We start from the raw sequence: 24,556 nt of genomic DNA, 5'->3' as shown, positions 1-24,556 counted from the left end.
TTTCGCGCTATGTTGTTTAATTCGCAGTAAACTTTGACGGATAATTTATTCGCTTATAGTCAAGGTAGTCATCTAAGAATTCGTCAATACAGGTCCAATAGAGGTCTTCCTTCCATACATTGTCTTTTACATGACAGTACTCCCAGTGAGTGCCGACAAATGCAATCGAATAAAAAATGCTGTGGCTATTATTAAATATTTGAATTGGAAACATCCTGGATATCGTATCATGCGAAAAGACTATTTCTGCATGACGATCAAAGACATCGTTTTCTCCAATTCTCCAGATTCCTTCCCTTAGATTTTGAACATAGTTCCCCCTTGCCCTTACTTCATTGACACAGTGGCGATAAATGGTATCGTATTTTTCAGTTCTTACGCATTGCGAACTTCCGTTATTCATTTTATAACAGTCGTAGCTGATGGTTGTTTGGACTTGTATTGTTGAATCCCGATAAAAATAAACCCATGGTCCCGTTTTCAACCCATTTTCATTTACCCGGTTAATCGTGTCTTTTTCATATACAAGAAAAGAAGCTTTTGACTGGCTGTAGGCAGATTTACCGGGCAAAAGGAAAAGCAACAAAAAGACATATAGGGTACGGACCATAGTTCTAAATTAATTCGGAATACACTGCAGAAGGTCGTTATAGTGTAATTTTCGTACATCACAGGTTGAAATGGTTAAATAATTTAATGGGTAAATAAGGTAGCAACTGATTTAACCTTTTAACCAAATTGCTCATTGACCAGGTTAACCTATTGCCCAATCGTCATATTTTTCCTTGCTAATCCACTACGTTACTTATTTTTGTGCCGTCAACTACTAAAAACTATATGTTTAATCTCATCTTGTTTGGCCCTCCGGGAAGCGGAAAAGGTACACAGTCATCTAACATTGTATCTACTTTCCAGTTGCAGCACATCTCTACAGGAGATTTGCTCCGTGATGAAGTGAGCCGCCAAACACCTCTTGGTGTAGAAGCAAGAAAATACATGGACCAGGGTTTGCTGGTGCCGGACGAAGTGGTAATAGGAATGATCAGCTCTAAAATCGACGAAACACCGAATGCACGTGGTTTTATCTTCGATGGTTTCCCTCGTACCAAAGCTCAGGCTGAAGCACTAGATAAACTGCTGGAATTCAAGAATACACAAATTCATCTGTTACTTTCATTGCAGGTTCCGGAAGAAGAACTGACACGCCGTATGCTCGGTCGTGCTGCTACTTCTGGCCGTTCTGACGATAACGAAGAGGTAATTACAAAACGCATTAAAGAATACCACGCTAAAACTGCTCCGGTAGAAAATTATTACGACCAGTTTGGCAAGGTAGAACGCATCAAAGGCGACGGTACCATCGACGATACCTTCAAACTGTTGGGTAAAGAAATCGAAAAATACCTGCTTCCGGCATAATCCGGCGGTAAGTTTTTTCAGGCTGTTTCTGAAGTACAGGTTGCCTTCATAATGAGTTTGTGTGTTCCGAAAGAACATTCATTAATCAAATATGAATGACATTGACTTCCAGAAACAGCCTTATTTATTGTTATTTCAAATAAGTATTTGTGGAGAAAGGAAACTTTGTAGATTATATACGCATCTTCGCCCGCTCGGGTAAAGGCGGAGCAGGCAGCTCGCATTTCGCACGTACCAAATTCAATCCACAGGCCGGTCCTGATGGTGGAGATGGCGGTCGCGGCGGTCACATCATTTTGCGTGGCAACGCGCAGATGTGGACTTTGCTGCACCTACGTTACTATAAAAACGTACTGGCAGAAAACGGCGGCAGAGGCGATAAAAACAATTGCACCGGTGCTGATGGGGAAGATATCGTCATTGAAGTGCCACTGGGAACCATTGCCCGTGACGAAGAAACCGGAGAAGTAGAAGCGGAAGTATTGGAGGACGGACAAGAAGTGCTCTGGCTGCGCGGCGGTCGCGGCGGTCTCGGCAACCAAAATTTCGCGACAGCTACCAATCAGGCGCCAGAATATGCACAGCCCGGTGAGGATGGCGTAGAAGGCTGGAAATACCTGGAATTGAAAATCCTGGCCGATGTAGGTCTGGTAGGTTTTCCAAATGCGGGTAAGTCAACTTTGCTTTCAGTGCTCAGTGCTGCGAAGCCAAAGATTGCCAATTACGCATTTACCACACTTACACCGCAACTTGGTATTGTAGCTTACCGCGATAATAAATCGTTCTGTATGGCTGATCTGCCGGGTATCATTGAAGGTGCTGCAGAAGGTAAAGGACTTGGTCACCGATTCCTGCGTCATATTGAACGAAACTCGGTATTGCTGTTTATGATCCCTGCTGATAGTGATGATCATGAGCGTGAATTAGAAGTGCTCATAAACGAACTGGAAGAATATAATCCGGAATTGCTCAATAAGAAAATGCTGATTGCGATCACTAAAAGTGATATGCTGGATGATGAGCTGAAAGAGGAAATAGCAGCGACATTGCCAGACGATATTCCGCATGTGTTCATCGCATCATACGCCAATCAAGGCCTCGTTGAGCTGAAAGACATGTTGTGGCGAGCAATCACTGAGGATTAGGACAAAAGGTTAATAAGTTAATACGTTGACAGGTTAATACGTCGCGCGTTAGGTCATAAAAACGTAGCCCTCGCAAACATTGCGAGGGCTACGTTTTTTTTCAGTCATTCTGGTTAATAATGCGGTGTATTCACGGTTCTACTCACGATTGATTGACCACTCACATTAAGTTATAGCAGCTTTATACTTTATACTGCCGCAGGCTTAACCTTTTGCCGCTACAATGTGAAACTGGATGTTTACTTCAGGAGCAATGAAATGATCGCCCAGGCTCTTGTCATTACCATAGCTCAGGTTCCATTGTGTACGGTCGATATTAAAGTTAGCTTCAGCAGTAGTCTGATTATTATTTACTGCAATTTTTGCAGGGAAGCTGATGCTTTTTGTAACACCTTTCAGCGTCAGGTTACCAGTTACAGTGTGTGTAGCATCTTTCATTACACTGGCGGTGTCAATGCCCGCTTTTACAGCAGTGATTTCAAAGTTGGCTGTTGGGAATTTCTGTACGTCGAAGAAATCAGGGCTCAGCAGGTGACCACCTAATTTTGCGTTGCCAGTACTATCCTGGTCATCAGCGCGCAGTGTATTTACATCGATAGTAAATTTACCGCCAGTCACGCTGCCATTATCAACTACGAGATCGCCGTCTTTCAGCAGGAAATTACCGTGGTGTTTGCCAACTGGTTTTGTACCAATAAATTCGATACGGCTCTGTGCGAGATCTGCTTTATAATCTGCACCTGCAGAAGTTTGCACTTGTTGTGCTTCAGAAGCTTCAACTTTGTCGGCTTTAGGAGCGTTTTGACATGATGCTAATAAAAATGTTCCAATCGCTGCTGCTAATAAAATACGTTTCATTCTAGTGTTTAATTTTACCCAAAATTACAGACCTCAGAATAAGGTCTCATTAAAGTAGATTAAGAGTATCAATAAGTTTTGTATATGCAGCAATTGACACCTCAGGAATTACAACAATGGATTAACGAAGGAAAGAAGTTTATACTGATCGACGTACGCGAAGGTTTTGAACATGAAGCGTACAATATCGGGGGCTTGCATATTCCGCTCGGCGAATTGATGAGTCGCAGAAAGGAACTGCCGAAAGACGAAACGCTGGTGTTTTACTGTGAGAAAGGAATCCGGAGTGCGATTGCACTGCAGCGGTTAGAGGATGAGGGGCTGAAAGAAGCATATAACCTGGCTGGTGGAATGACGGCCTGGCGGGCGATGTAGTTTTAGAGATTTTCGTGAGCAATCGCAATTCTATCAGCGATGAAGAAATCAGCCATCAGCGATATCATTACCTTTGCGCCATGCAACCCTCTATCCAATCAGAAATATTTTTTCGCACTGCACGCAGCGGCGGCAAGGGCGGACAAAACGTAAATAAAGTAGAAACAGCAGCTGAAGCCTGGTGGCAGGTTTCGGCTTCGGTTTGTTATACGCCGGAACAAAAAGAACTGATCCTGGCCAAACTTCAAAACCGCATTAATAAGGACGGATACCTGATTGTGAAGAGCACAGAAACACGTTCGCAATTGGAAAACAAGCAGATCGCACTGCAGAAACTAATTGACCTGGTGACTCTGGCCATCTTTATTCCGAAGAAAAGAAAACCGACCAAAGTTTCGAGAGCAGCTAAAGAAAAACGACTGGATTCCAAGCGTCGTGACGCAGAAAAAAAGCAGTTAAGACGCAAAGATTTTTAAACCAGCAACTTGAATCTGTCTGTGATTTATTCCTCCGAAAACGTCGATTTTTTTAATATTTTTTTCGATAATTAATTCCGAAATTAGGTGTTCATCTAAAATGGAATCTGCACTATGCAAGTCGCATTTTCAATTTCAGTTTATCTTTCTGCGGCACCTGAAGAAGTATACAATGCCTGGCTTCGCTCTAATCGCCATACAGAAATGACAGGGAGTAAAGCAAAGATCGGTGCTGAGACTGGCACAGATTTTTCAGCACAGGACGGCTACATTTCGGGAAGGAATTTACTACTGCTTCCGCCTAATCATATTGTACAATCATGGCGCACTAAAAGCTTTGCTGCGGGCGACTCTGATTCGCAGGTGGAAATTTCGCTGCTTCCAGAAAATGATGGCACCAAACTGATCCTGTTGCACAGCAACATTCCTAAAGGACAGCCTGATTACAAGCAGTGGTGGAGTGAACATTATTTCGTGCCGATGGAAGCGTATTTTGCTAAAATGATGATTCCTGTACCTGCAATGCCGGAACCCTTCTAAGTCTTCCGCAGTATCTAGCCGTAAGGATCAAGCATCAAGCTGCTCTAACTTATTAAGAAAACCAGATTTCAATGATCATTTTTCCAAAACCAAAAGAGGTTGTCCAGAAATCCGGACAACCTCTTTCCTATTTATCGAATTAGGTAACAACAGCTTGATACTTACTACCTGATATCAAGACTAACGTGCATCAAAATCAATAACCACGCGATCTGTCTTTGGATGCGATTGGCAAGTCAGCACAAAACCTTTTGCAATTTCATCCGGCTCCAGTGCATAGTTTACTTCCATTTCTACTTCACCTGCTACAACCTTTGCACGGCAGGTACAACATACACCACCTTTACATGCATACGGCAGATCAGCGCCGCGTTGCAGGGCTGCATCCAGAATGCTTTCACCATTATAAGCGAGGTCCATTTCAAAAGTAGCGCCATCAAGTGTGATGCTCACTTTACTCATCGGGCCTTCGTCTTGCTTATGTTCATCATTCCATTTTTCGTGTTTCGGTTTCGGCTGATCCGGAGAACTAAAGAGCTCCATATGCACCTGGCCAGAAGGCAATCCGAGGTCAATCAATTTCTGGCGTACATCCAAAATCATTTCTTCCGGTCCACAGATGAATGCTTCGTTGATCGAAGTTATATCTATCAGGTGTTCGCAGAATTCACCACATTTTTCTCCGGAAATCCTTCCGTTAAACAAAGGCACGTCCATAAACTCGCGGCTCAGGATATGGTACAGGCGCAGACGCTCCATGTACTTATTTTTCAGTCCTTCTATCGCTTCGCGAAAAATGATGGTATTACGGTTCTTATTGCCATATACCAGTGTAAAGCTGCTTTCCGGCTCTGTTTCCAGCACGTGCTTCATGATACCCATGATTGGCGTGATACCACTGCCGGCTGCAAATGCGAGATAGTTTTTTGCTTTTACTTCAGATGAACGTGGCGAGAATTTTCCCATCGGTGGCATTACCTCGATGGTATCACCAGCTTTCAGTAGTTCATTGGCAAACGTAGAAAAACGTCCGGCATCTACTTTCTTAATTGCTACACGCAGCTCGTCGTCGCTCGGCGCGGCGCAGATAGAATAAGAACGGCGCACTTCGGCGTTTTCCAGATTGGTACGGAAAGTAAGATACTGACCGGGAGCAAAACGGAACGTTTCAATAAGTTCTTCAGGCACCTCCAAAGAGATCGAAACACAATCAGCAGTTTCAGGACGAACATCCTTTACTGTAAGCGGATAAAATTTCAGAGCGGACATTGTAATAGATTGCTTTAAAGAATAAAGGCAGCGCGAAGTTAGTCAAAATGGCTTATTCCACTCACTGATAAAAATCAGGTATTTGCATTATGCTAATAGAAAGGTGGAAATACATGATCATTAAACTTAAAACAAAACAATGACTGCCTTTATTTAATTTTCCGTCATGAGAGTTGTGATACAACGCGTTTCGGAAGCGTCAGTTACTATTGATGGCGTCGTAAAATCGGCAATTGGAAAGGGATTTATGATTTTGCTGGGTATTGAAGCGATTGACACTAAAGAAGATGCCGATTGGCTTTGTCAGAAGATCTCGGCACTGCGGGTATTTTCAGACGAGGCCGGGTTAATGAACCTTGATATTAAACAGGTGGAAGGTGAAATGTTGGTGGTGAGCCAATTTACCTTACATGCTTCCTATAAAAAAGGAAACCGCCCTTCGTTTATTCGCGCAGCGCGGCCAGAACAAGCTATTCCGTTGTATGAATATTTTGTAGCACAATTGAATATTGCTATCGGAAAACCCGTTGCTACAGGTAGTTTTGGCGCAGATATGAAAGTAAGTTTAGTTAACGACGGACCCGTAACGATCACAATGGACACGCAAAACAAGGAGTAAATCATTTTCTTTGCACTATGGTATTTGATGATGCATATTTTATGAAAGAGGCACTGCGTCAGGCACAACTTGCGTTTGATGCGGGGGAAGTTCCGGTAGGCGCGGTTGTGGTTTGGGACAATAAAATCATTGGGCGCGGACACAATCAGGTAGAGCAATTAAATGATGCTACCGCCCATGCCGAAATCATTGCCATTACTGCTGCCTGCAATCATATTGGTGCGAAATACCTGATGGAGGGAACACTTTACGTAACGGTAGAGCCCTGCCTGATGTGCAGTGGTGCGATTTATTGGAGTAAAGTTGGCCGCATTGTTTTCGGTACTTCAGACCCTAAAAATGGTTATCAGAAAACAACAGGTGAAAATTGGCCGTTCCATCCCAAAGCACAACTTTCCAATGGTGTAATGGCTGAGGAATGTGCACAACTGATGAAAGAGTTTTTTGCAGCAAGACGATAGTTGATGTTTGTGAATGGTAAATAAATAACGGAAGAAATGTACGAATGGTATCTTATCAAAGACGCATATGCCAATCTTGAAAATGGCAAAATCACAGAGATAACTGTAGCTGATAAAAACATTGCGTTGCTAAAGAAAGGTGATCAGTTTTATGCATTTGCTGCAACTTGTCCGCACGCCAGTGCGCGGTTCTGCGATGGTTGGCTTGATGCACAAGGAAGAGTTGTTTGTCCAGAACATAAATATCGTTTTGATCCCGCCAATGGCCGTAACACAAGCGGCGAAGGTTACAAGCTGAAAACATATCCCATCGAGATTCGCGACAATGAAATTTTTGTCGGATTATTGCAACAGCCAACTTTGTAAAAAAACATCCATGCAACAGCCACCATATCTGCTTCCTGGCTCTACTATAGGCATTACTTGTCCAGCCGGTTTTGTATCTAACGAACGCGTCGCTTATGCGATAACTGTTTTGGAACGCTGGGGGTATAAGGTAATCAAGGGGGCGACTGTTGGCACAGAATATCATTATTTCTCTGGTGATGACAATGCACGTTTGCGCGATTTGCAGTCAATGCTGGATAATCCGGAGATCGATGCGATAATTATGGGACGTGGCGGTTACGGTATGAGCCGCATCATTGACCAGATCGATTTTACGAAATTCAAACAGCATCCTAAATGGATATGCGGCTTCAGCGATATCACCGTATTGCATAATCATATTCATGCCAATCTCGACATTGCTACACTGCACAGCCCAATGTGCGGGGCATTCAAGCCAGAAACGGAAAACTCGGATTATATACTCAGCTTCAAAAAAGCATTGATTGGCGACGCACTGGATTATGCAATTCCTCATTCAGCACTGAACCGGATTGGTAAGGCAGAAGGAATTCTTACCGGCGGCAACGTAGCTATCCTCGCGCATCTTACAGGTTCAGTTTCGGAGGTAAATACGGATGGTAAAATCCTTTTCATTGAAGACATCGGTGAATACCTCTACAATTTAGATCGCATGCTGCTGAATCTGAAACGCGCCGGAAAATTTGACAAACTGAAAGGCTTGGTAATCGGCAGCTTTACAGACATGCAGGATACTGAACGACCATTCGGTGAAACTGTAGAACAGATTCTTTGGGACAAAGTGAAAGAGTACGACTATCCGGTATTATTCAATTTCCCTTGTGGGCATCAGGATGTAAATTATACATTGTCGCTAGGCTTACCACACACGTTGGAGGTAACGAAAAATGGCGGCAGGTTGACTCTTCAAAGGAATGCTTAATTTTAAGTATGAAGAGCTTCGTTCGTTTTCTTTCCGCGATCATCGTTATTGCGGCTACTATCATTGTCGGCTATACGATCGGCAAGCGCGCCGGTACGAAAGAAGGTCAGACGATGATCATAGATAACTATGCATTCGTGCGGGAGATTGCGGAGCTCAGTACTTTGGAAGTAGACGGCGTAACAACATTTAAAAGCTCCAATATTTCACCTGAAGATCAAGATAGCTGGTCGGGGGCATTTAAGAAGGTTTTTATGGAAAAAACCGTGCAGATTCAGGCGCCTTTCATTGCGAAATACGGGGTAAATCTAAACGATAGCAGTCTGCAAATAAAGAAGACGAAAGATGGCATCGAAATTCATTTGCCGAAACCCAAATTACTCAGTTACGAACTGCGCCTCGACCGCATGGAGACGAGTAATCAAAAAGGCTGGCTGATGTTTCAGGATGATGAAATGTATTCTTCATTTCAGAAGAAAATGTATCAGCAAAACCGCGCAGAGCTGGAGGTGAATACACTTTATTTGAATCAGGCTGAAGATCGCGTTTGTGGTATTCTTCGTAAATATTTTAATCCACTGCAAATAAAAACAGATTGCATTTTTGACCGGGCAGAGGCATCAGACGTGAAGCGTCCGCTGAATTGATGGTGGACAATCTTCCTTGTATTGCTAACAAAGTCCAGAATAGATCATCATAGAGCCAGCGATCAGTAATTAAACATCAGATGTTTTGCGTTTATATTTTGGCGTGTCATCTACATTAAAACCCCATTCGCCAAGCTTTTTAGGATTCCTGGCGAAGCGGCCTTTCAGGTAGAGTTTGGACGCCTGAATAGCTTCGCTGATCTTCGGATATGCCAGATCTCTTTGCCGGTAGGCTTCTTCCATTTGTCTTTTTAGTTCTTCTGCTTTTTTATGCAGTTGCATACATTGATCTATGAGCGGACCGATTTCATTCCAGGTGATGTCTTCCAGATTATTTAGCAGAGAATCGCTGCTGTCTATGATGTGTTTATCATAGATTTTTTTCGCAAGTTCTAAATTGTCCGGAATGTTTTTTGTGATGATGATCCTGCCTTTGGTGATTTTCGACATAGCATGATTTCTCTAAAATAGCGCAAACATCATGCCAGTTTTTAGCATTTTGGCAAATATTTGCCCTTTGGATAACCTGCTTTCTGACGCATGCCCGTGTGCGTTGCAGTAATCGGTATTTCCTGCGTTAGAGTTGCCGATTCTTATTAAAGAATCAATGAAAATAGTGTGTATTCCATGTATCCGAAATAGGATATTGAGATTCTGTCTATGGCATCGCCGTTTCTCGCAAAGGAATTAGCAATTCTTATGCGAGAAATGCCGATTCCTGAATGAAATTCCGCACTCCTTAATTTATCATTAAGCAGCGTTTTCTATTATTCGTTAATCTGATTGCGGATTCCCAAAGGTGCTGTTTCCTTCCATTAACCTTGCAGCACTTTTTCGAGAAAGATCGTTTATCAACGTGGAGCGATTTATAAAAAATCAATTTCAACGATCAAGACAAAAGAAAAGCAAGCACTTTTTTCGATGATGTTTTTATGTCCTTTTGTCTTGAACCGCAGAAATAATTTCGCGCAAACACCTCCACCATGGTAAACAAGGTGTGATACTTTTTTCGCGAAAAAGTGATTCATAAAATAATTTTTAGAAAAATGATTCCACAAAGAAAAAAAGCGCTGCTCGCATTAGGATTGATTGCTGTAGCCTCATTCACTGCCTGTAAAAAAGATGATTCGGGCAGCAAAGTAAAACCGCCTGTAAGTACTGCGCGCAGTGTAGAGGACAGCAGACAATTGCTGGCCGATATCCAGACATTCTACTCGAACATGCAAGTCATCCGCGATGGTAAAGATCCCGGCAGTAATGTCATTTCTTTTGACGATGCCGAGTTTTTGACAGAGGCAACGTACAATTATTATCTGGCCCGCAATGATTATGATTACGCAACCACAGCTGTCAATTTCTCTATACCGGCGCCGGTAACTGATGGTGGCGTGCAGATGAAAGATGTGACCAATGCGTTCTGGCAGATCAAGGATAATCTGATGAAAACATACGATCAGATCAACTATGCCGACAAGGGCCTGGCATTATTTGATCTGAAGCTGAATGTCGTGGATGACAGAAATATCAGCTTTGATGTGTATGCTACGATTAAGACCGGCCCCGCGCCTACCATTCCTGCATCAGAAATTGGTGGCGTAAAAACAGCCGTTGGTACACCGAACCATGCGTGGAATGCAAAAAATTCAGCTCCGCTTAATGGACAGGGCAACAATGGGCAATGTGATCTTGATCTGGCAACAGGAACCATCGTTCCTGGTAGCCAGAGCTCATCAGTACCGAGTGCGGCTACTGTGCTGCGGCAATTGGGTATTGCTAATTATTGGGGTTGGAATCCTCCGGCTATCAAAAATGGGCAGTTGATTGCGTACCAGCAGACCGTTACTAAGGTCGATGATCTCGTGTATAATCTGAGCGGGTGTGTCATCTCAAGTCCCGTATCTGATTACAATCAGCGGCAAATCGCAGGTTATATGAATACTCGAATTTGGTCTTGTGAAGAATTTTACACCGGCGCAAACATCGATGATGCAAATAAAGATTACAAAAGCTGGTTGACTACCCCTAATCTTAATTTTTATCTTGGTTTTATACCAACGATTATTAACGAAGCTAAGGGCAGTCTGCTAATGCCACCCAACAGCGGGTTGTCTCCAAGCTCCTACGTTTTAGATGATTTCGGGATAGAATGGAAGGGGGGCGCAGGAGGAATACAAGCCGCCGCACCACCATTTAATCGTCCGTTTGTTAATCAACGACATGAGTACAAGATCACTTATGGTGTCATCACCGGTGTGCCATTACCTCCAGCTGGCGACCTTTCTGGACTTCATTAAAAAAACTAAAACAGGCACTGCCAATGGCAGCGCCTGTTTTCATAATCAAAATACAAATGCTATGAAAAAGCTACTGTTTTTGCTTTCCCTGTTGCCTTTTTTAAGTAAAGCTCAGGTCAATATTTTGCCACAGACTGGTGCGCAGAATATTTTGGTCAATACTTTTCGTGAATTCGGTAATGCTTATTACTTCCTCAGTTATGATACTTCTCTCGCCGCACAGGATGTTTTTAACAACCATCCACATCAATATATGCTTAATAAAGTAGACAAGAACAGTAATGTTGTTATAAGCGCAGTTGTGGCTATGGGTGATACATTACAAGTTGATAGTGTCGTGTCTTTTAACTATATCCAATTGGAAAAATCTCCCGACAACCGAATTTATATATTCTATCAAAAATTTATCAAGCAGGACTTTACCGCATCATTTTCCCGACAATGGAAAAGTGGAATTTATTGTACCGTATTTGATACTGCAATGCAGCAGCTTGTTCCAGATAAGAGGTTGGTAATAAAAGATGGCGCCGAACAGATGTATGCGCCCACTTTGCAGACGGTTTGTTTTGCCGGTAATAATCCGCTGATTGGCTATAATTTATTTGATACGTCAAGTTCCATTCTTACAATCGCCAAATTTTTTATCATGGATGCTCAGGCAAACATTATGCTCCATGATACGTTAGGGAATAAAGCTGCAGCCGCGCAGTCAGGAGAACATTATATTTTAAAGCTTTGCGCAAACAAAAATCGAATAGCTTTTTGGGGCAGTGGTTTATTGCCGGCAGGTAATTGGTTTCAAGATTATTCGATCACAGTGCTTGACACCACGCTTTCCTTAGTTGATACTTTCCGTTCCTCCGAATACAATATTTATCCTAATGTGTTTGCATATCCCGAGCTTTGCACAAATTCTCTGTTGCTCCCTTCAGGCACATTAATACAAGGGCATTGCGCCTACAATTATCCGATCAACTATTACACCGCTCAATCTGTTGTTACTCGACGCAATCTTAGCCATCCTTTTCAGATGGACAAATATCTGGTCATATCTGGTAAGGATAGCCTGGATCACTACCATGGTACACCCGGACCCGTTAAGGAAACAATAGGGTATAATGTTTTTGATGGTAATATCTATTATGCTAATAATACCCATGCAGATTATATGGAAGATGTCTGTCTCACACCGGATAATTATCTGCAGGTTATTTGTACCGATACCAATCTAAATCATAAATGGACTAAATACATTTATTCGGGCAGCAATTCCTGCTCGTTTGTGGATCATATAGTGCCGGCAGATCAGCGAAGCGGCATTGTGCTTTGCGGATCAAATACTGCTGGACAAGTACCGTTAGCATATTATATAGATAGCACAGGTTCGCTTGGAGTGTCAAATACAACACAGCCCGTTATCCGTGATCGTTTCAATGTATATCCTAATCCCGCAACCAGCAAGGTTTTTGTAGATGATGTTTTTGATAAACTAAAAAGAGCAACAGTGTATGCAATGGATGGAAGAGTAGTGATCAATCAATCGTTGACGTCTGGAAAAAATGAATTGAATGTTGCTTTACTTCCGCCAGGTTTGTATTTAATTCGTCTGATGTCTAAGGACGATGAGGTATATCAAACGAAGTTCATAAAAGAGTAACGTATTCCTTATGAAAAAGTTACTGTTCTTTCTTTTCCTGTTGCCTTTACTTAGCAGAGCGCAGATAAATATTTTGCCGCAAACAGGAGTGCCGCATATTCTGGTGAATACATTTCAAGAGATTGGCGGCGCTTATTATTTTTTAAGTTACGATTCTTCCGTTGCAGCTAAAGACATTTTCAATAATCATCCGCATCAATATTTACTCAACAAAATTGATAAAAACACCAATTCTGTTATGAGTGCAGTTGTTGCAATGGGAGATACATTGCAGGTGGATAGTCTTATTTCGTCTTATGGTATTCAGATGAAAAAATCACCGGATAATCAAATCTGTATTTTTTATCGCAAGCAGATTAAACAGGACTTTAGTTTGCCGTATTATCGGCAGTGGAAAGTTGGTATTTACTACGTGGCCTTTGATACTTTACTGCAGCCATTTGTACATGATAAAAGAATATTGGCGATGGATGGATATGCGCAGATGTACAACCCGATTCCGAGCGTGCTGAGTTTTGTTGGGGACAATTCTTTACTGTCTTATGATCTTTCGGATACCGGTGGCTCCTATTATCTCTCTAAATACCTGAAAATGGATGCACAGGCTAATATCCTCGCAAACGACACAATGGGGGTAAAAGCAGCAATGGAATTACCAGGAGCGCATCAGGTCGGGATAATTGAAACAGCAAAAAATAAAGTCTTTGTATTGGGTTTTCAATTATTGCCACCTGATAACTATAACCAGATGATGTCCATTCTTGTGCTGGATACTTCATTGTCAATAGTGGATACGTTCCGTCATGATTATTATAACGGATCTCAAGGGTTTTCTTATTTCGAAATGAATGACTGTGTTGTTTTGCTAAAGTCGGGAACAGTGATTGAAGGACATGCATCGATGAATTATGCCGCAAATGGAATACATTCTGTAATTACCCGACATCAGTTAAATCATCCTTTTCAGATCGACAGTTACTTGCCGATTTATGGAAAAGATACGGTCGACTACTCTCATAGTTCAGGTGGTAAATGTGATGTTATTGTTCACAATGAAATGGACAATCTTATTTATTATGCAAACAGTACACATAGTCTGGACTACGAGACAAGTTGTGTAGGGAAAAATACTAACTATATACAGATTATTTGTGCCGACACAAATCTGAACCACAAATGGACTAAATATATTTATTCAGGAAATAATCTTTGTGCTATACCATATCATGTAGTGCCTGGATATAATAGAACAGGCATTGTTGTATGCGGTTCCGAAAGAACAGTTCCTAATAACGCTGATGCGGGGGCATTCGCATACTACATCAACAGCACCGGTTCACTAAGCGTTCCCAATACTGAGCAAGCTTTTATCCGTGATCGTTTCAATGTATATCCTAATCCCGCAACCAGCAATGTTTTTGTAGATGATGTTTTTGATAAACTAAAAGAGCAACAGTCTACGCAATGGATGGGAGCGTAGTGATCACTCAACAATTGGCAGCAGGAAAAAATGAATTGAACGTTGCTTTACTTCCGCCAGGTTTGTATTTAATTCGTCTGATGTCTAAGGACGATGAGGTATATCAAACGAAGTTTGTAAAAGAGTAACATATTCCTTATGAAAAAGCTATTGTTCTTTCTTCTCCTGCTGCCTTTACTAAGCAAAGCACAGGTCAATATTTTGCCACAGACTGGTGTGCAGAATATTCTGGTGAATACATTTCAAGAGATTGGCGGAGCTTATTATTTTCTTAGTTGCGATACTTCCGTTGCAGCTAAAGACATTTTTAAGAATCATCCGCGCCAGTTTCTACTCAACAAAGTAGATAAATACAATAATACTGTCACCAGTGCGACAATCGCTATGGGAGATTCGTTGCAAGTGGATAGCCTTATTTCATTGTCGTCTTACAATATTTATTGTTTGATGAAGAAATCACCGGACAATCATATTTACCTGTTTTATCAAAAATATATTAAACAGGATTTTAGTTTGCCCGCTTACCGGCAATGGAAGATTGGTATTTATTGCACGGTGTTTGATACTTTGATGCATCGGATTGTTTCAGACAAAAGATTAGTGCTGGCTGATGGATACGAGCAAATGTACCAGCCCACTCCAACAGCGCTTTGTTTTGCTGGCAAGAATCCAGTACTTGGTTATAATCTTTTTGATACCCTCCAGTATACCAACGTGACATTGGCTAAATACATTAAACTGGACGAGCAGGCAAATATCCTGGCTCACGACACATTGGGAATTAAAACGGTAGCGGCGTTGCCGGGCCAACATTATGTCACAAACATTTGCGCAGTTGGTGATAGGATATCCGTGTGGGGGGAAAGCTTTTTGTCAGCAGATCCGTGGGAATATTCTATTATGGTATTTGACACTACACTTTTTATGATTGATACCTTCCGTTCTGGCGAATGGAACGGCTTAACTAATAAGTTTAGTTATTGGGAGGGTTTTACTAATTCAATCTTATTGCCAACTGGTACACTCATACAGGGGCATTGTGCGTATCCCAGTCCGCAGGTTAATTATGGAGGAACACTACAGTCCGCTATTACGCGAGGGCATTTAAATCATCCTTTTCAGATAGAAAAGTATTTGCTGGTTGCAGGCAAAGACAGCCTTGATTGGAATCATGGTGCTCCTGGTCCTCCTTATGAAACGGTCGTGTATAATACCGTAGATGGCAATCTCTACTACGCGAATAGTACGCATTCAGAACTCATGGGCAACTATTGCCCTTATGGTCCTAGTGTTAAAAATTATGTCCAGGTTATTTGCGCAGACACTAATTTAAATCTTAAATGGACAAGGTATATTCATGCCGATAGCAGCGCTTGTGCGTTGGTAGATCATGTAGTCGCGGGCGATGGAAGGCCGGGGGTGGTAGTATGTGGTTCAAACCACTACATGCCGTATAACGGCCAAACAGACCAATTCGCTTATTACATCGACAGCTCCGGATCTCTCAGCGTTCCCAACACCCCCAACACTTTCATCCGAGATCGTTTTCGCATATATCCCAATCCCGCTATTAGCAAGATTTTTGTGGACGATGTGTTTGATAATTTAAAATGCGCAACTGTATATGCAATGGATGGCCGGGTAGTCATTAATCAATCATTGGCAGCTGGGAAAAACGAAATGAATATCATGACGCTGCCGCCGGGTTTGTATTTAATTCGTCTGATGTCTAAGGACGATGAGGTATATCAAACGAAGTTTATAAAAGAGTAACATATTCCTTATGAAAAAGCTATTGTTCTTTCTTTTCCTGCTGCCTTTACTAAGCAAAGCACAGATCAATATTTTGCCGCAAACAGGGGTGCAGCATATTTTACCTAACGTTTTTCAGGAATATGGCGGCGCCTACTATTTTCTCAGTTATGATACCTCTCTTGCGGCTCAGGATATTTATTATGATCATCCGCATCAGTACCTACTTCATAAAGTGAATAAATATACCAATGCAGAGATTGGGGTAACTATTGCAGCGGGCGATACGCTGCAGGTGGATAGTTTGGTGAATCTACAATCACTAATGAAAATATCGTCGGATGGACATATCTATCTCTTCTATCATAAATTTATAGCACAGAATTTTAACTTACCACAATACCAACAGTTTAAATGTTGCATTTACTGTACGGTATTTGATACCTCGCTGCAGCAAATTGTTTCTGATAAAAGATTAGTGATGACCGACGGAACCGAGCAATTCTTTAACCCTGCTCTGCAGGAGCTGGCTTTTGTAGGGAATAAGCCGGTTGTTACTTATACACTTTATGACACTTTGCAGTATGATGGAATTACGATGTCTAAATTTATGGAGCTGGATGGGCAGGTAAATATACTCCGGCATGATACTTTAGGGGATAAAACGGCAGTGGTGGTAACATCTCCAGGTGAACATTATGTGGCGAACCTTTGCACCAGCAAAAACAGAATAGCGGTCTGGGGGGAAGGTTTCTTACCTGTCGGTCCCTTTGCTCAAGATTATTCTATTACGGTATTGGATACTACATTTTCCGTTATTGATACATTTCGTTCAGGGGATTTCAACGGACTGCCTAATGTATTTAGTTATTGGGAAGCTAATACAACTTCCATGCTGCTTCCTTCCGGTACTTTGATACAGGGGCATTGCGCGTATAATACTCCAGTTAATCATTACACGGTACAATCTGTAATCTCACGCCGCAGTTTAGATTATCCTTTCCAGATAGATAAATATCTGATAGTGTCTGGTAAGGATAGTCTTGATAAGTACCACGGTGGGCAATTCCCGGGCTGGCAAACAATAACCTACAATGCATTTGATGGCAATATTTATTATGCTAATAACACGCATTCAGATTATTTAGAGAACACCTGCCTTACACCAGATAATTACCTGCAGATTATTTGTGCCGATACCAACCTGAATCATAAATGGACTAAGTACATTTATTCGGGCAGCAATTCTTGTTCGTTTGTAAATTATGTAGTGTCTGCATACCAGCGAAGCGGCATTGTGCTTTGTGGTGTAAACTCGGTACGATGGGATCCATTGGCATACTACATTGACAGCACCGGTTCGCTTGGAGTGTCAAATACAACACAGCCCGTTATCCGTGATCGTTTCAATGTATATCCTAATCCCGCAACCAGCAAGGTTTTTGTAGATGATGTTTTTGATAAACTAAAAAGTGCAACAGTCTACGCAATGGATGGGAGCGTAGTGATCAATCAATCGTTGACGTCTGGAAAAAATGAATTGAACGTTGCTTTGCTTCCGCCGGGTTTGTATTTAATTCGTCTGATGTCTAAGGATGATGAGGTATATCAAACGAAGTTCGTTAAAGATCGCTGATGGCTGATCTCTGACGGCTGATTTAATATGTTGCGTGACAAGTGAAATGAAAAAGGTAAAATGTAAATGCGCTTGTTACACAAAAAAGAGGTCAACAGCGTTGACCTCTTTACATTTAAAGCTATTATTCATGACGAGCAAAATCAGACATCAGCGATCAGACGTCCTCTTCCTCGTCTTCACCACCAAGATTAAAATTGAGCATGCTGCCCAGAATATCGCCAAAGCTGTATCCACCGCTTTCTACGCCTTTTTTGCTGATGAGCGAAAATTCAGAAAGGCCATGCAGCATTAGTTCCATTAAAAGCACAGTTTGCTGTTCGCTTTCATTCGCATAAAACTGTTTTACGGCGCTATACAATCCGTCTACCTGATACAGTCTCTCCGTATGTGCTGCATCAGATTCGTCCTGCAACATAATGAGTTCATTACCTTTTCCAAACCAGTCGATTACGGGTTGATATGGATTTGGCTTGCCTTTCGCTTTTGCCTGCTCGCGGGAATTACCACCAGATTTTTTGAAAGAAGAAGGATCTGGGAAATAACGCAGGAACACAGCGCGTATTGCTTGTCCCATTAATCGATAGGCCACATTCGCAGGCCCTTCAATTTCACCTTCATACACCAATTCAATTTTTCCGGTAATAGAAGGAATCACACCAATAAAATCAGCGATGCGTGTGGTTGTTTTATGTCCGTGGCCTTCGCGTAAAGCACGTCGTTCTGCAGTGCTCACCAGGTTTTCATAAGCAGAGATTGTAAGACGCGCACTTACGCCACTTTTCTGATCTACATATTCGCTTTTGCGTGCCTCCATGGCAATCTCTTCAATCAAAATTTTGCAGAGGTCGGGAACTGTTACCAGATTCGTCTGGTCCTCGAGTACGTTAGCTTCCTGAGACGTGATCAATTGCGAGATCTCTACCGTTTTCGGATAGTGCGTAATGATCTGGCTTTCGATACGGTCTTTGAGCGGTGTTACAATGCTGCCGCGGTTCGTATAGTCTTCGGGATTTGCAGTGAAGACAAACAATATATCCAATGGCAAACGCAATTTGAAACCACGTATCTGAATATCGCCTTCCTGCAGAATATTAAACAGTGAAACCTGAATGCGTGCCTGAAGATCTGGTAATTCGTTGATCACAAAAATGCCGCGGTGCGAGCGTGGAATGATACCATAGTGAATGACATTTTCATCCGCGAAACTCAAGCGCATGTTCGCAGCTTTGATTGGATCCACATCACCGATAAGGTCGGCAACCGACACATCTGGTGTTGCCAGCTTTTCGCCGTAGCGTTCGCTTCTGTGCAGCCATTCAATTGGCGTAGCGTCGCCCATTTCTTCAACGGTTTTACGCGCGTGGTAGGAGATTGGCGCAAACGGATCGTCGTTGATATCACTGCCCGCGACATATGGGATCCATTCATCGAGCAGCTGCACCATTTCACGGGCCATACGCGTTTTTGCCTGTCCGCGGAGCCCGAGAAACAATATGTTGTGGCGTGATAATAATGCACGTTCTACATCCGGAATGACGCTGTCTTCATAGCCGATAATGCCATTGAATGGATGTTGTTTCTGCTGAATGCTTTTTATGAGATTCTGGCGAATTTCTTCTTTCACCGATTTCGGTTGGTAGTTCGATTGCTTCAGTTCGCCGAGTGTTCTTATTGTTGGTTGTTGCATAAAATGAATAACATGCCGGTTTTGCCGGCTGCCTGCGTTCATTAAAGTTACGGAACAATCTCAGTCTACGGCTCGTCGATTCTGCTGTCGGATCAATCGGTCAATTGGTTAATTCGATAGTTCGCTGAAATGTGTGAATTTGTTTGGATGTGACAGATGTGTCTGTGTGTTTAATCTCCGAGGCACTAGAATATATTTCCTATCTGCCGGTTCAAGAGAATTGACAAGCATATTCCCTCAGATTAAAAACACATGCTCCACATTACTTAGAAAAAAGTTCTTTCTCAAACACCTCATCCATTCTTTCAATCTTTTTAGGAGTGGCGGGGATTTCTGTGAGTTTTACATCGTAGCCTGTCTGGTTGTCGGAAGAAAGCCAGGTGCCTGTATATTTATCTTTGTCTAAGGTTAACTCCATACTGCCTTGAGCGGGATTTTCGGTAAAAACCCATTTGCCGTCGGGGTTCTTAGAAACATCCAGTTTTATATAATCATCCTGATCGCCGAATTTGTAGAAAGCCTCCCATATGCAGGTTACTTCGGGGCAATTCCCCTTGAGATAACGGATGTAAAGCTGAACGGGAATCTGATTATCAAACATGCCGGAATAAAGCTTGCGCTCTACGATGATTTTTTGTGGGCCGGTTGTAGGTGCATCTGCAGACTCTGTTGCTGCTGCCGTTTTTAGCGAGTCAGTATTTTTCTTTTTCTTCTTTTTCAGCGCAGCCAGATATTCATCCGTTGTGGATGCAAGAAATAATCCTTTGATCTGACCACCATACCAGTCGCCGCGTATTTGCATGATATCATTGACCGAAACGCCATATGTTTTTCGCGTCAGCATATCACGAAAGAAGATGAATCCCAGAAACCGTGTGGGCGCTACTTTTTCGTAAACTCTATCGCGGGTTTCTTTCATTTTTATCAGTTCGTAGCGAACCTGCACAATGGCACTCCAATGAATGCCCATGTTTTCACCTTTGGTAATCACAGAGTCGAAACTGCCCTTGGCAAGTGCGTCAATCATAGAGTCTGTATGCATCCCGATTTCCGGGTTCTGCAATTGATTCACCATTTCTGCGTAGAGTTTGCTTTGCTGATCGGCGCTCTGTACAATCCACGAAGCCATACTGTCGCTGGGCGGGAAAAGTTTGATGTAGGCATAACCGTCTTTTGCTCTAAGGCAGGAAACAATCTCGCTGACCATATCTTGTTCAGTAGGACTTTTCTTACCATGTTCACGCGCCATCACCGGCAGCGAGAAAAGCAGCAGCCAGAACAGCAAATTTATTTTTCTGCTAAAGAGCATTTGTTTGGGGTTACACAAACTCCTAAGATAAAAAATATATAGTAAAAAAGGCTCCATTTAAAGAGCCTTTGAGTAAAAATGATATGATTTTCGCTTTGTATCAGCGATTTAAAAGAAATGCTATTTCAGTACAATATTCTGACGGATTTGCTGTCCTTCATTTGATGAGATGCGCAGACTATAAATGCCGCGTGGCAATGTTTCCAGATTCAGCTGGCATTGCAATTTGCTATTTATGATTGCCGTGGTCATTTCTTTTACCATTACGCCCGCAGCATTGTAACATCTGATGATAGCGCTTGCTCCGTGAAGCTCGGCAACACTTATATTCAATATGCCAGAAGTAGGATTCGGATATATTTTTGTTGCGCCGCTTTTTACGTTGTTAACGCTGAGATAAGTATATGCCACGGAGGTGGCACTGCAGCCCGCTGCATCTGCAACGTTTACTGTATAGTTGCCGGCTTGTGTGGGCTGATAGCTGTTATTAGTTGCACCGCTGATGAGGTTGCCATTGAGATACCATTGGTAGGTTCCGCTGGTGCCGGTGGTTGTCAGGATGTTGTTTGTATTTACGATTGATACCGTTGGTAACGGATGAACGTTGATATAACTGGTTTTTACTTCGGTATCGACACCATAACCATTAATGGCTTTAAGCGTAACACTATAAAAGCCAGCGCTGGCGTATGTTACAGAAGGCTGTTGTTGCGTAGAACTAGATGGCGTGCCGCCAGGAAAAGACCACAGTAAAGAAGTAGCATTTGTTGATGAATCAATGAAGTGCACAACGTTGTTGATACAAGTGGCTGTGTCGTTCGTGTAAAAATCAGCAGACGGTGACCTCTCAATATTGATATTGTCCAGGTAAATTGCTTGTCCGTAGTATCCGATATTTTCAAAGGATAATTTTATGCTGCCACCGGTATATGAATTGAGCGAAATAGTGTCTTTGCGCCACTGGGCTGCTGTCGGAACAAAAGTTGAACTTGTGTAGGCTGGTGCGGTGGCAAGTGTATTTCCGCTCTTTATGTAAATCGGGATATAATGTTTTCCGCAGTCAGTAGATATCTGTACCATCAGGCTGTCGGGATAAGCAGAGCTATAAGGAGCATAGGCCACGTCAAAGGTTAACCTGGCCTTTGTTGTGCCCGTGAGATCTACCGTTGGTGTAAAAATAATATCGTGCATGCCACCGGCGTCATTATCATAATTGTCAAATGTGATGGCATGTGCGCTGGCGCCAAAGCCGCCAACAGTACTGGTTTGCTGCCATGCGTTACCGCTGTTTGATAGTAATTGCCAGTTTGCAGGCGGGTAAGTTGCACCTTCAAAGCCTTCCGCCAGCGGCGTAGTCTGTCCGTTGGTGATGCGGATATAAGCGGTTTTTGTATTGGCTGTAGTGCCTCCCGGGCTTGCAGCGGTAAGTGTTACATCAACCGTGTCTACAGTATTGTATACGACCACAGGAGAATCTAGCGTAGACGTGGCTGGCGTGCCACCGGGAAACGTCCAGCTGAAAGAGGTTGCATTTCCATAAACAGTCTTGTAAAAGCGAACGGTATCTCCCGGACATACTTGTTGTTTGTCTGCAATAAAATCAACAAACGGTGGCAGGTTATCATTGATATCGCATTCCCAAACGCCGCGCCCATAGGTAGAAAGACGCAAGATGGAAGATGCATTGCCTGGGTTGTAAATCATCATATCGGTGACGTTACAAACAGATGGCAATCCTTGATTGGTGCTGTGATTGGTCCAGCTTGCCGTTGTGTTGTCTTTGTAATGCACAAAGTTTGCAGCGTTTACAAACAGGCGTTCATTGGTTGAGTTATCGTCGTGGATAATCTTGCGGATGTTGGCGCCCGAAAGCCCGGTGCCAGTGATATTTGTCCAGGTAACACCTTTGTCGGCAGAGCGGTAAATACCCGCATTGCAGGATAGAAATACCACATTTGCATTGTTCTTGTTGGTTGTAATACTAGCAGTAGCGGAGGTGCTGCCCGGCGTGTTGAGCTGCGTAAATACCGGAGCTGTTGCCAGTGCATTGTCGCTGCGGAAAATATGTCCTGCGGATGTCACATAATAGAGGATATTGCTGTCTGCCCGGCACGAAGCAATATCTCTGATTGTTTCAGTAGCACTGCGGATGAGCGACCAAATCGGATTGCTTGTATTAATATTCGTGCTGCACCAGATGCTGTCTTTGGCAATGAACGCAACGTTCGTCATTGAAGGCAAGAACTCCAGCGTTGCATTATTGGTTGGATCAAACGGGCAATTATAAGTTTGCTCACCGCCTAATGGCAAAAGATTTCGGCGTTTGCCGTTACCCAGATAGTATACTGTGGCGGGTGTCGCATAATCGAATCTGCATTTTGCGCTCCAGTCGCCACCGCGATTACATTTCCAGTTGTTGCTAAAATAAAGTTCACCGTTGTCTTGCGTACCGATGCTTACCATCTGGCGCACCTGAGGGCTTTGAGCGGCATGGTATATTTCGGTAGCTGCGAGTCCGTCGCTTCTCGGTGACCATGCAGTCGCTAAAGTATCTGTAGAAAGCCATACGCCACCGTCATTCGCATTAAACAGCTGCGCGTTGTTGTAGGGATTAAATTCAATGTGATGCATATCCGTATGCACTTCGTTGTACCAGCTGGTGCGTTTGCTCCAGTTCACGCCACCATCAGTGGAACGCCATACATTGTGCGCAATCAGTATCACTTCATTGGCGTTTTGCGGATTACAGGTTAAATCGAGATTATAGTCTCCCTGTGAGCCCGAAGAGGGATTGGCATCATAGCAAACAAGGCATTGCGATGAGCTGCTGTAAGTGGTAGTAAAACTTGTACCTCCGTTTGCCGAACGCATAATAACGCCGTTGCTGCCCGTGGTCGCCAAATATACACGTGAAGGATCTGCCGCACTCACAGCAATGCGCATACCTCCGTTACCGGATGGAACAACAATGCCGCTGGTGATTTGTGTCCAGGTATCACCAAAATCATTACTGACGAAGAACTGTGTTGCTGTTGCTGCATAGAGTTTTGTGCTGCTCGCCGGAGCCGCTTTCATATCGCGGAATTGTCCGGATGCTTTTAATGTCCAGGAAGCGCCGGCATTTGTGGTTTTCCATATACCGCCTTTAGTTGCTGCAACGATGTTATTGTGATTGGCAGGGTCCATCAGAATCTCTACCGCCATGTTGGCGCCAATGCCGCTATTGGATGCGTTCCAGGTAATGCCGCCGTCAGTACTTTTATAAATGCCGTAGTTATTGCTGTAGTAATTGGCATCACCAAGACACAGGTAAATAATCTGATCGTTGGTATAGTCAACGCAAACTGCGGAACAAGACGTTGCCGGCAAAGTCTCGGTGCCAATCGTAGGCGCCCAGGTTTGTCCGTTGTTCGACGAAATATATAATCCGCCAGATGCGCTTACTGCATATATTTTCTGGTTGTTTGTCGGGTGGAATTTAATCTGGCTGACGCGACCAATGCCATCTACCTGACCGCTAACATTTATAGGAAAATTAATTGGTCCGGTATTGCTCCAGGGGCCCATTGCCTGTTGTGCAGTGCTTATGTAAACTGAACCGACGAGTAGGGAAAAAGCGAGTAAAAATGATTTCATAA

General features: G+C 43.0%; 22 protein-coding genes and 1 pseudogene. 16 read left to right on the top strand and 7 right to left on the bottom strand.

Annotated features, from left to right (window positions below):
* Positions 1-16: 16 nt before the first annotated feature.
* On the bottom strand, positions 17-610 hold the full coding sequence (locus tag DN068_RS09985) for a hypothetical protein (RefSeq protein WP_110998768.1): 594 nt from the start codon (positions 608-610) through the stop codon (positions 17-19).
* A 227-nt stretch (positions 611-837) separates the two neighbouring features.
* On the opposite strand from DN068_RS09985, the gene DN068_RS09980 reads away from it, so the two are divergent.
* Together DN068_RS09980 and obgE are read left to right on the top strand one after the other, a co-directional pair.
* Entirely contained in the window at positions 838-1,419 is a 582-nt protein-coding gene (locus DN068_RS09980) for an adenylate kinase (RefSeq protein WP_110998767.1), read from the top strand.
* 149 nt (positions 1,420-1,568) lie between these two features.
* A complete protein-coding gene (gene obgE / locus DN068_RS09975) occupies positions 1,569-2,564 on the top strand; it encodes a GTPase ObgE (protein ID WP_110998766.1) in 996 nt (331 codons plus the stop codon).
* Between the two features lie 204 nt (positions 2,565-2,768).
* Here the strand turns inward: obgE and DN068_RS09970 are convergent, their stop codons facing one another.
* On the bottom strand, positions 2,769-3,422 hold the full coding sequence (locus DN068_RS09970; protein ID WP_110998765.1) for a YceI family protein: 654 nt from the start codon (positions 3,420-3,422) through the stop codon (positions 2,769-2,771).
* Between the two features lie 84 nt (positions 3,423-3,506).
* Here DN068_RS09970 and DN068_RS09965 point away from each other — a divergent pair, with 84 nt between their 5' ends.
* From DN068_RS09965 to DN068_RS09955, 3 genes and pseudogenes are all read left to right on the top strand, one after another.
* On the top strand, positions 3,507-3,797 hold the full coding sequence (locus tag DN068_RS09965; protein ID WP_110998764.1) for a rhodanese-like domain-containing protein: 291 nt from the start codon (positions 3,507-3,509) through the stop codon (positions 3,795-3,797).
* A 98-nt stretch (positions 3,798-3,895) separates the two neighbouring features.
* Positions 3,896-4,273 (top strand): annotated as a pseudogene (gene arfB / locus DN068_RS09960) (alternative ribosome rescue aminoacyl-tRNA hydrolase ArfB); the annotation flags it as partial.
* A 114-nt stretch (positions 4,274-4,387) separates the two neighbouring features.
* Positions 4,388-4,813: an SRPBCC domain-containing protein gene (locus tag DN068_RS09955; protein ID WP_110998762.1), complete on the top strand. Its 426-nt coding sequence runs from the start codon at positions 4,388-4,390 to the stop codon at positions 4,811-4,813.
* A gap of 180 nt (positions 4,814-4,993) precedes the next feature.
* Here DN068_RS09955 and paaE read toward each other — a convergent pair whose 3' ends face one another.
* Entirely contained in the window at positions 4,994-6,082 is a 1,089-nt protein-coding gene (paaE, locus tag DN068_RS09950; protein WP_110998761.1) for a 1,2-phenylacetyl-CoA epoxidase subunit PaaE, read from the bottom strand.
* Positions 6,083-6,248: 166 nt separating this feature from the next.
* Here paaE and dtd point away from each other — a divergent pair, with 166 nt between their 5' ends.
* Genes dtd through DN068_RS09925 form a run of 5 tightly spaced genes read left to right on the top strand, consistent with a single transcriptional unit; the run spans position 6,249 to position 9,100 of the window.
* A complete protein-coding gene (dtd, locus tag DN068_RS09945; RefSeq protein WP_110998760.1) occupies positions 6,249-6,701 on the top strand; it encodes a D-aminoacyl-tRNA deacylase in 453 nt (150 codons plus the stop codon).
* Between the two features lie 17 nt (positions 6,702-6,718).
* Positions 6,719-7,162 (top strand): nucleoside deaminase, encoded by a 444-nt coding sequence (locus DN068_RS09940; protein WP_110998759.1) that lies wholly within the window; start codon positions 6,719-6,721, stop codon positions 7,160-7,162.
* Positions 7,163-7,198: 36 nt separating this feature from the next.
* The gene (locus DN068_RS09935) at positions 7,199-7,528 is read left to right on the top strand and encodes a Rieske (2Fe-2S) protein (RefSeq protein ID WP_110998758.1); all 330 of its coding nucleotides are present in this window, start codon (positions 7,199-7,201) and stop codon (positions 7,526-7,528) included.
* Positions 7,529-7,538: 10 nt separating this feature from the next.
* Positions 7,539-8,453 carry a S66 peptidase family protein gene (locus tag DN068_RS09930; protein ID WP_110998757.1) on the top strand — a complete coding sequence of 305 codons (915 nt, stop codon included), beginning with the start codon at positions 7,539-7,541 and terminating at the stop codon, positions 8,451-8,453.
* 8 nt (positions 8,454-8,461) lie between these two features.
* The gene (locus DN068_RS09925; RefSeq protein WP_110998756.1) at positions 8,462-9,100 is read left to right on the top strand and encodes a DUF4230 domain-containing protein; all 639 of its coding nucleotides are present in this window, start codon (positions 8,462-8,464) and stop codon (positions 9,098-9,100) included.
* Between the two features lie 69 nt (positions 9,101-9,169).
* Here the strand turns inward: DN068_RS09925 and DN068_RS09920 are convergent, their stop codons facing one another.
* The gene (locus DN068_RS09920) at positions 9,170-9,550 is read right to left on the bottom strand and encodes a hypothetical protein (protein WP_110998755.1); all 381 of its coding nucleotides are present in this window, start codon (positions 9,548-9,550) and stop codon (positions 9,170-9,172) included.
* A 596-nt stretch (positions 9,551-10,146) separates the two neighbouring features.
* Here DN068_RS09920 and DN068_RS09915 point away from each other — a divergent pair.
* From DN068_RS09915 to DN068_RS09890, 6 genes are all read left to right on the top strand, one after another.
* Positions 10,147-11,394, top strand: coding sequence for a hypothetical protein (locus DN068_RS09915; protein WP_110998754.1), 1,248 nt, complete (start codon positions 10,147-10,149; stop codon positions 11,392-11,394).
* Positions 11,395-11,455: 61 nt separating this feature from the next.
* Positions 11,456-13,051 carry a T9SS type A sorting domain-containing protein gene (locus DN068_RS09910; RefSeq protein ID WP_165836347.1) on the top strand — a complete coding sequence of 532 codons (1,596 nt, stop codon included), beginning with the start codon at positions 11,456-11,458 and terminating at the stop codon, positions 13,049-13,051.
* A 10-nt stretch (positions 13,052-13,061) separates the two neighbouring features.
* Entirely contained in the window at positions 13,062-14,531 is a 1,470-nt protein-coding gene (locus DN068_RS09905) for a hypothetical protein (protein ID WP_123985300.1), read from the top strand.
* Positions 14,516-14,659 carry a T9SS type A sorting domain-containing protein gene (locus DN068_RS22515; protein ID WP_110998751.1) on the top strand — a complete coding sequence of 48 codons (144 nt, stop codon included), beginning with the start codon at positions 14,516-14,518 and terminating at the stop codon, positions 14,657-14,659. Before DN068_RS09905 ends, DN068_RS22515 begins: the two co-directional genes overlap by 16 nt.
* Before the next feature lie 10 nt (positions 14,660-14,669).
* Positions 14,670-16,304, top strand: coding sequence for a T9SS type A sorting domain-containing protein (locus tag DN068_RS09895; protein ID WP_110998750.1), 1,635 nt, complete (start codon positions 14,670-14,672; stop codon positions 16,302-16,304).
* A gap of 10 nt (positions 16,305-16,314) precedes the next feature.
* On the top strand, positions 16,315-17,919 hold the full coding sequence (locus tag DN068_RS09890; RefSeq protein ID WP_110998749.1) for a T9SS type A sorting domain-containing protein: 1,605 nt from the start codon (positions 16,315-16,317) through the stop codon (positions 17,917-17,919).
* 157 nt (positions 17,920-18,076) lie between these two features.
* Here the strand turns inward: DN068_RS09890 and DN068_RS09885 are convergent, their stop codons facing one another.
* From DN068_RS09885 to DN068_RS09875, 3 genes are all read right to left on the bottom strand, one after another.
* A complete protein-coding gene (locus DN068_RS09885) occupies positions 18,077-19,609 on the bottom strand; it encodes a P-loop NTPase family protein (RefSeq protein ID WP_110998805.1) in 1,533 nt (510 codons plus the stop codon).
* Between the two features lie 262 nt (positions 19,610-19,871).
* Positions 19,872-20,918: a hypothetical protein gene (locus DN068_RS09880; protein WP_110998748.1), complete on the bottom strand. Its 1,047-nt coding sequence runs from the start codon at positions 20,916-20,918 to the stop codon at positions 19,872-19,874.
* Between the two features lie 120 nt (positions 20,919-21,038).
* On the bottom strand, positions 21,039-24,554 hold the full coding sequence (locus DN068_RS09875) for a PKD domain-containing protein (RefSeq protein ID WP_165836346.1): 3,516 nt from the start codon (positions 24,552-24,554) through the stop codon (positions 21,039-21,041).
* Between the last annotated feature and the right edge of the window lie 2 nt (positions 24,555-24,556).

The sequence above is a fragment of the Taibaiella soli genome, assembly GCF_003236175.1.
Classification (GTDB): Bacteria; Bacteroidota; Bacteroidia; order Chitinophagales; family Chitinophagaceae; genus QKTW01.
Note: the sequence above shows the minus strand (reverse complement) of the source record. Positions and strands in the feature narration are given on the sequence as shown.

Bases quoted from the DNA above. Each gene is read 5' to 3' on its own strand.
- paaE (WP_110998761.1), bottom strand. From the start codon at position 6,082: ATGTCCGCTCTGAAATTTTATCCGCTTACAGTAAAGGATGTTCGTCCT.
- DN068_RS09880 (WP_110998748.1), bottom strand. From the start codon at position 20,918: ATGCTCTTTAGCAGAAAAATAAATTTGCTGTTCTGGCTGCTGCTTTTC.
- DN068_RS09955 (WP_110998762.1), top strand. From the start codon at position 4,388: ATGCAAGTCGCATTTTCAATTTCAGTTTATCTTTCTGCGGCACCTGAA.
- DN068_RS09980 (WP_110998767.1), top strand. From the start codon at position 838: ATGTTTAATCTCATCTTGTTTGGCCCTCCGGGAAGCGGAAAAGGTACA.
- dtd (WP_110998760.1), top strand. From the start codon at position 6,249: ATGAGAGTTGTGATACAACGCGTTTCGGAAGCGTCAGTTACTATTGAT.
- DN068_RS09895 (WP_110998750.1), top strand. From the start codon at position 14,670: ATGAAAAAGCTATTGTTCTTTCTTCTCCTGCTGCCTTTACTAAGCAAA.
- DN068_RS09940 (WP_110998759.1), top strand. From the start codon at position 6,719: ATGGTATTTGATGATGCATATTTTATGAAAGAGGCACTGCGTCAGGCA.
- DN068_RS09910 (WP_165836347.1), top strand. From the start codon at position 11,456: ATGAAAAAGCTACTGTTTTTGCTTTCCCTGTTGCCTTTTTTAAGTAAA.
- DN068_RS09925 (WP_110998756.1), top strand. From the start codon at position 8,462: ATGAAGAGCTTCGTTCGTTTTCTTTCCGCGATCATCGTTATTGCGGCT.
- DN068_RS09970 (WP_110998765.1), bottom strand. From the start codon at position 3,422: ATGAAACGTATTTTATTAGCAGCAGCGATTGGAACATTTTTATTAGCA.
- DN068_RS09890 (WP_110998749.1), top strand. From the start codon at position 16,315: ATGAAAAAGCTATTGTTCTTTCTTTTCCTGCTGCCTTTACTAAGCAAA.
- DN068_RS09985 (WP_110998768.1), bottom strand. From the start codon at position 610: ATGGTCCGTACCCTATATGTCTTTTTGTTGCTTTTCCTTTTGCCCGGT.
- DN068_RS09905 (WP_123985300.1), top strand. From the start codon at position 13,062: ATGAAAAAGTTACTGTTCTTTCTTTTCCTGTTGCCTTTACTTAGCAGA.
- DN068_RS09965 (WP_110998764.1), top strand. From the start codon at position 3,507: ATGCAGCAATTGACACCTCAGGAATTACAACAATGGATTAACGAAGGA.
- DN068_RS09885 (WP_110998805.1), bottom strand. From the start codon at position 19,609: ATGCAACAACCAACAATAAGAACACTCGGCGAACTGAAGCAATCGAAC.
- DN068_RS09875 (WP_165836346.1), bottom strand. From the start codon at position 24,554: ATGAAATCATTTTTACTCGCTTTTTCCCTACTCGTCGGTTCAGTTTAC.
- DN068_RS22515 (WP_110998751.1), top strand. From the start codon at position 14,516: ATGGATGGGAGCGTAGTGATCACTCAACAATTGGCAGCAGGAAAAAAT.
- DN068_RS09920 (WP_110998755.1), bottom strand. From the start codon at position 9,550: ATGTCGAAAATCACCAAAGGCAGGATCATCATCACAAAAAACATTCCG.
- DN068_RS09915 (WP_110998754.1), top strand. From the start codon at position 10,147: ATGATTCCACAAAGAAAAAAAGCGCTGCTCGCATTAGGATTGATTGCT.
- DN068_RS09930 (WP_110998757.1), top strand. From the start codon at position 7,539: ATGCAACAGCCACCATATCTGCTTCCTGGCTCTACTATAGGCATTACT.
- DN068_RS09935 (WP_110998758.1), top strand. From the start codon at position 7,199: ATGTACGAATGGTATCTTATCAAAGACGCATATGCCAATCTTGAAAAT.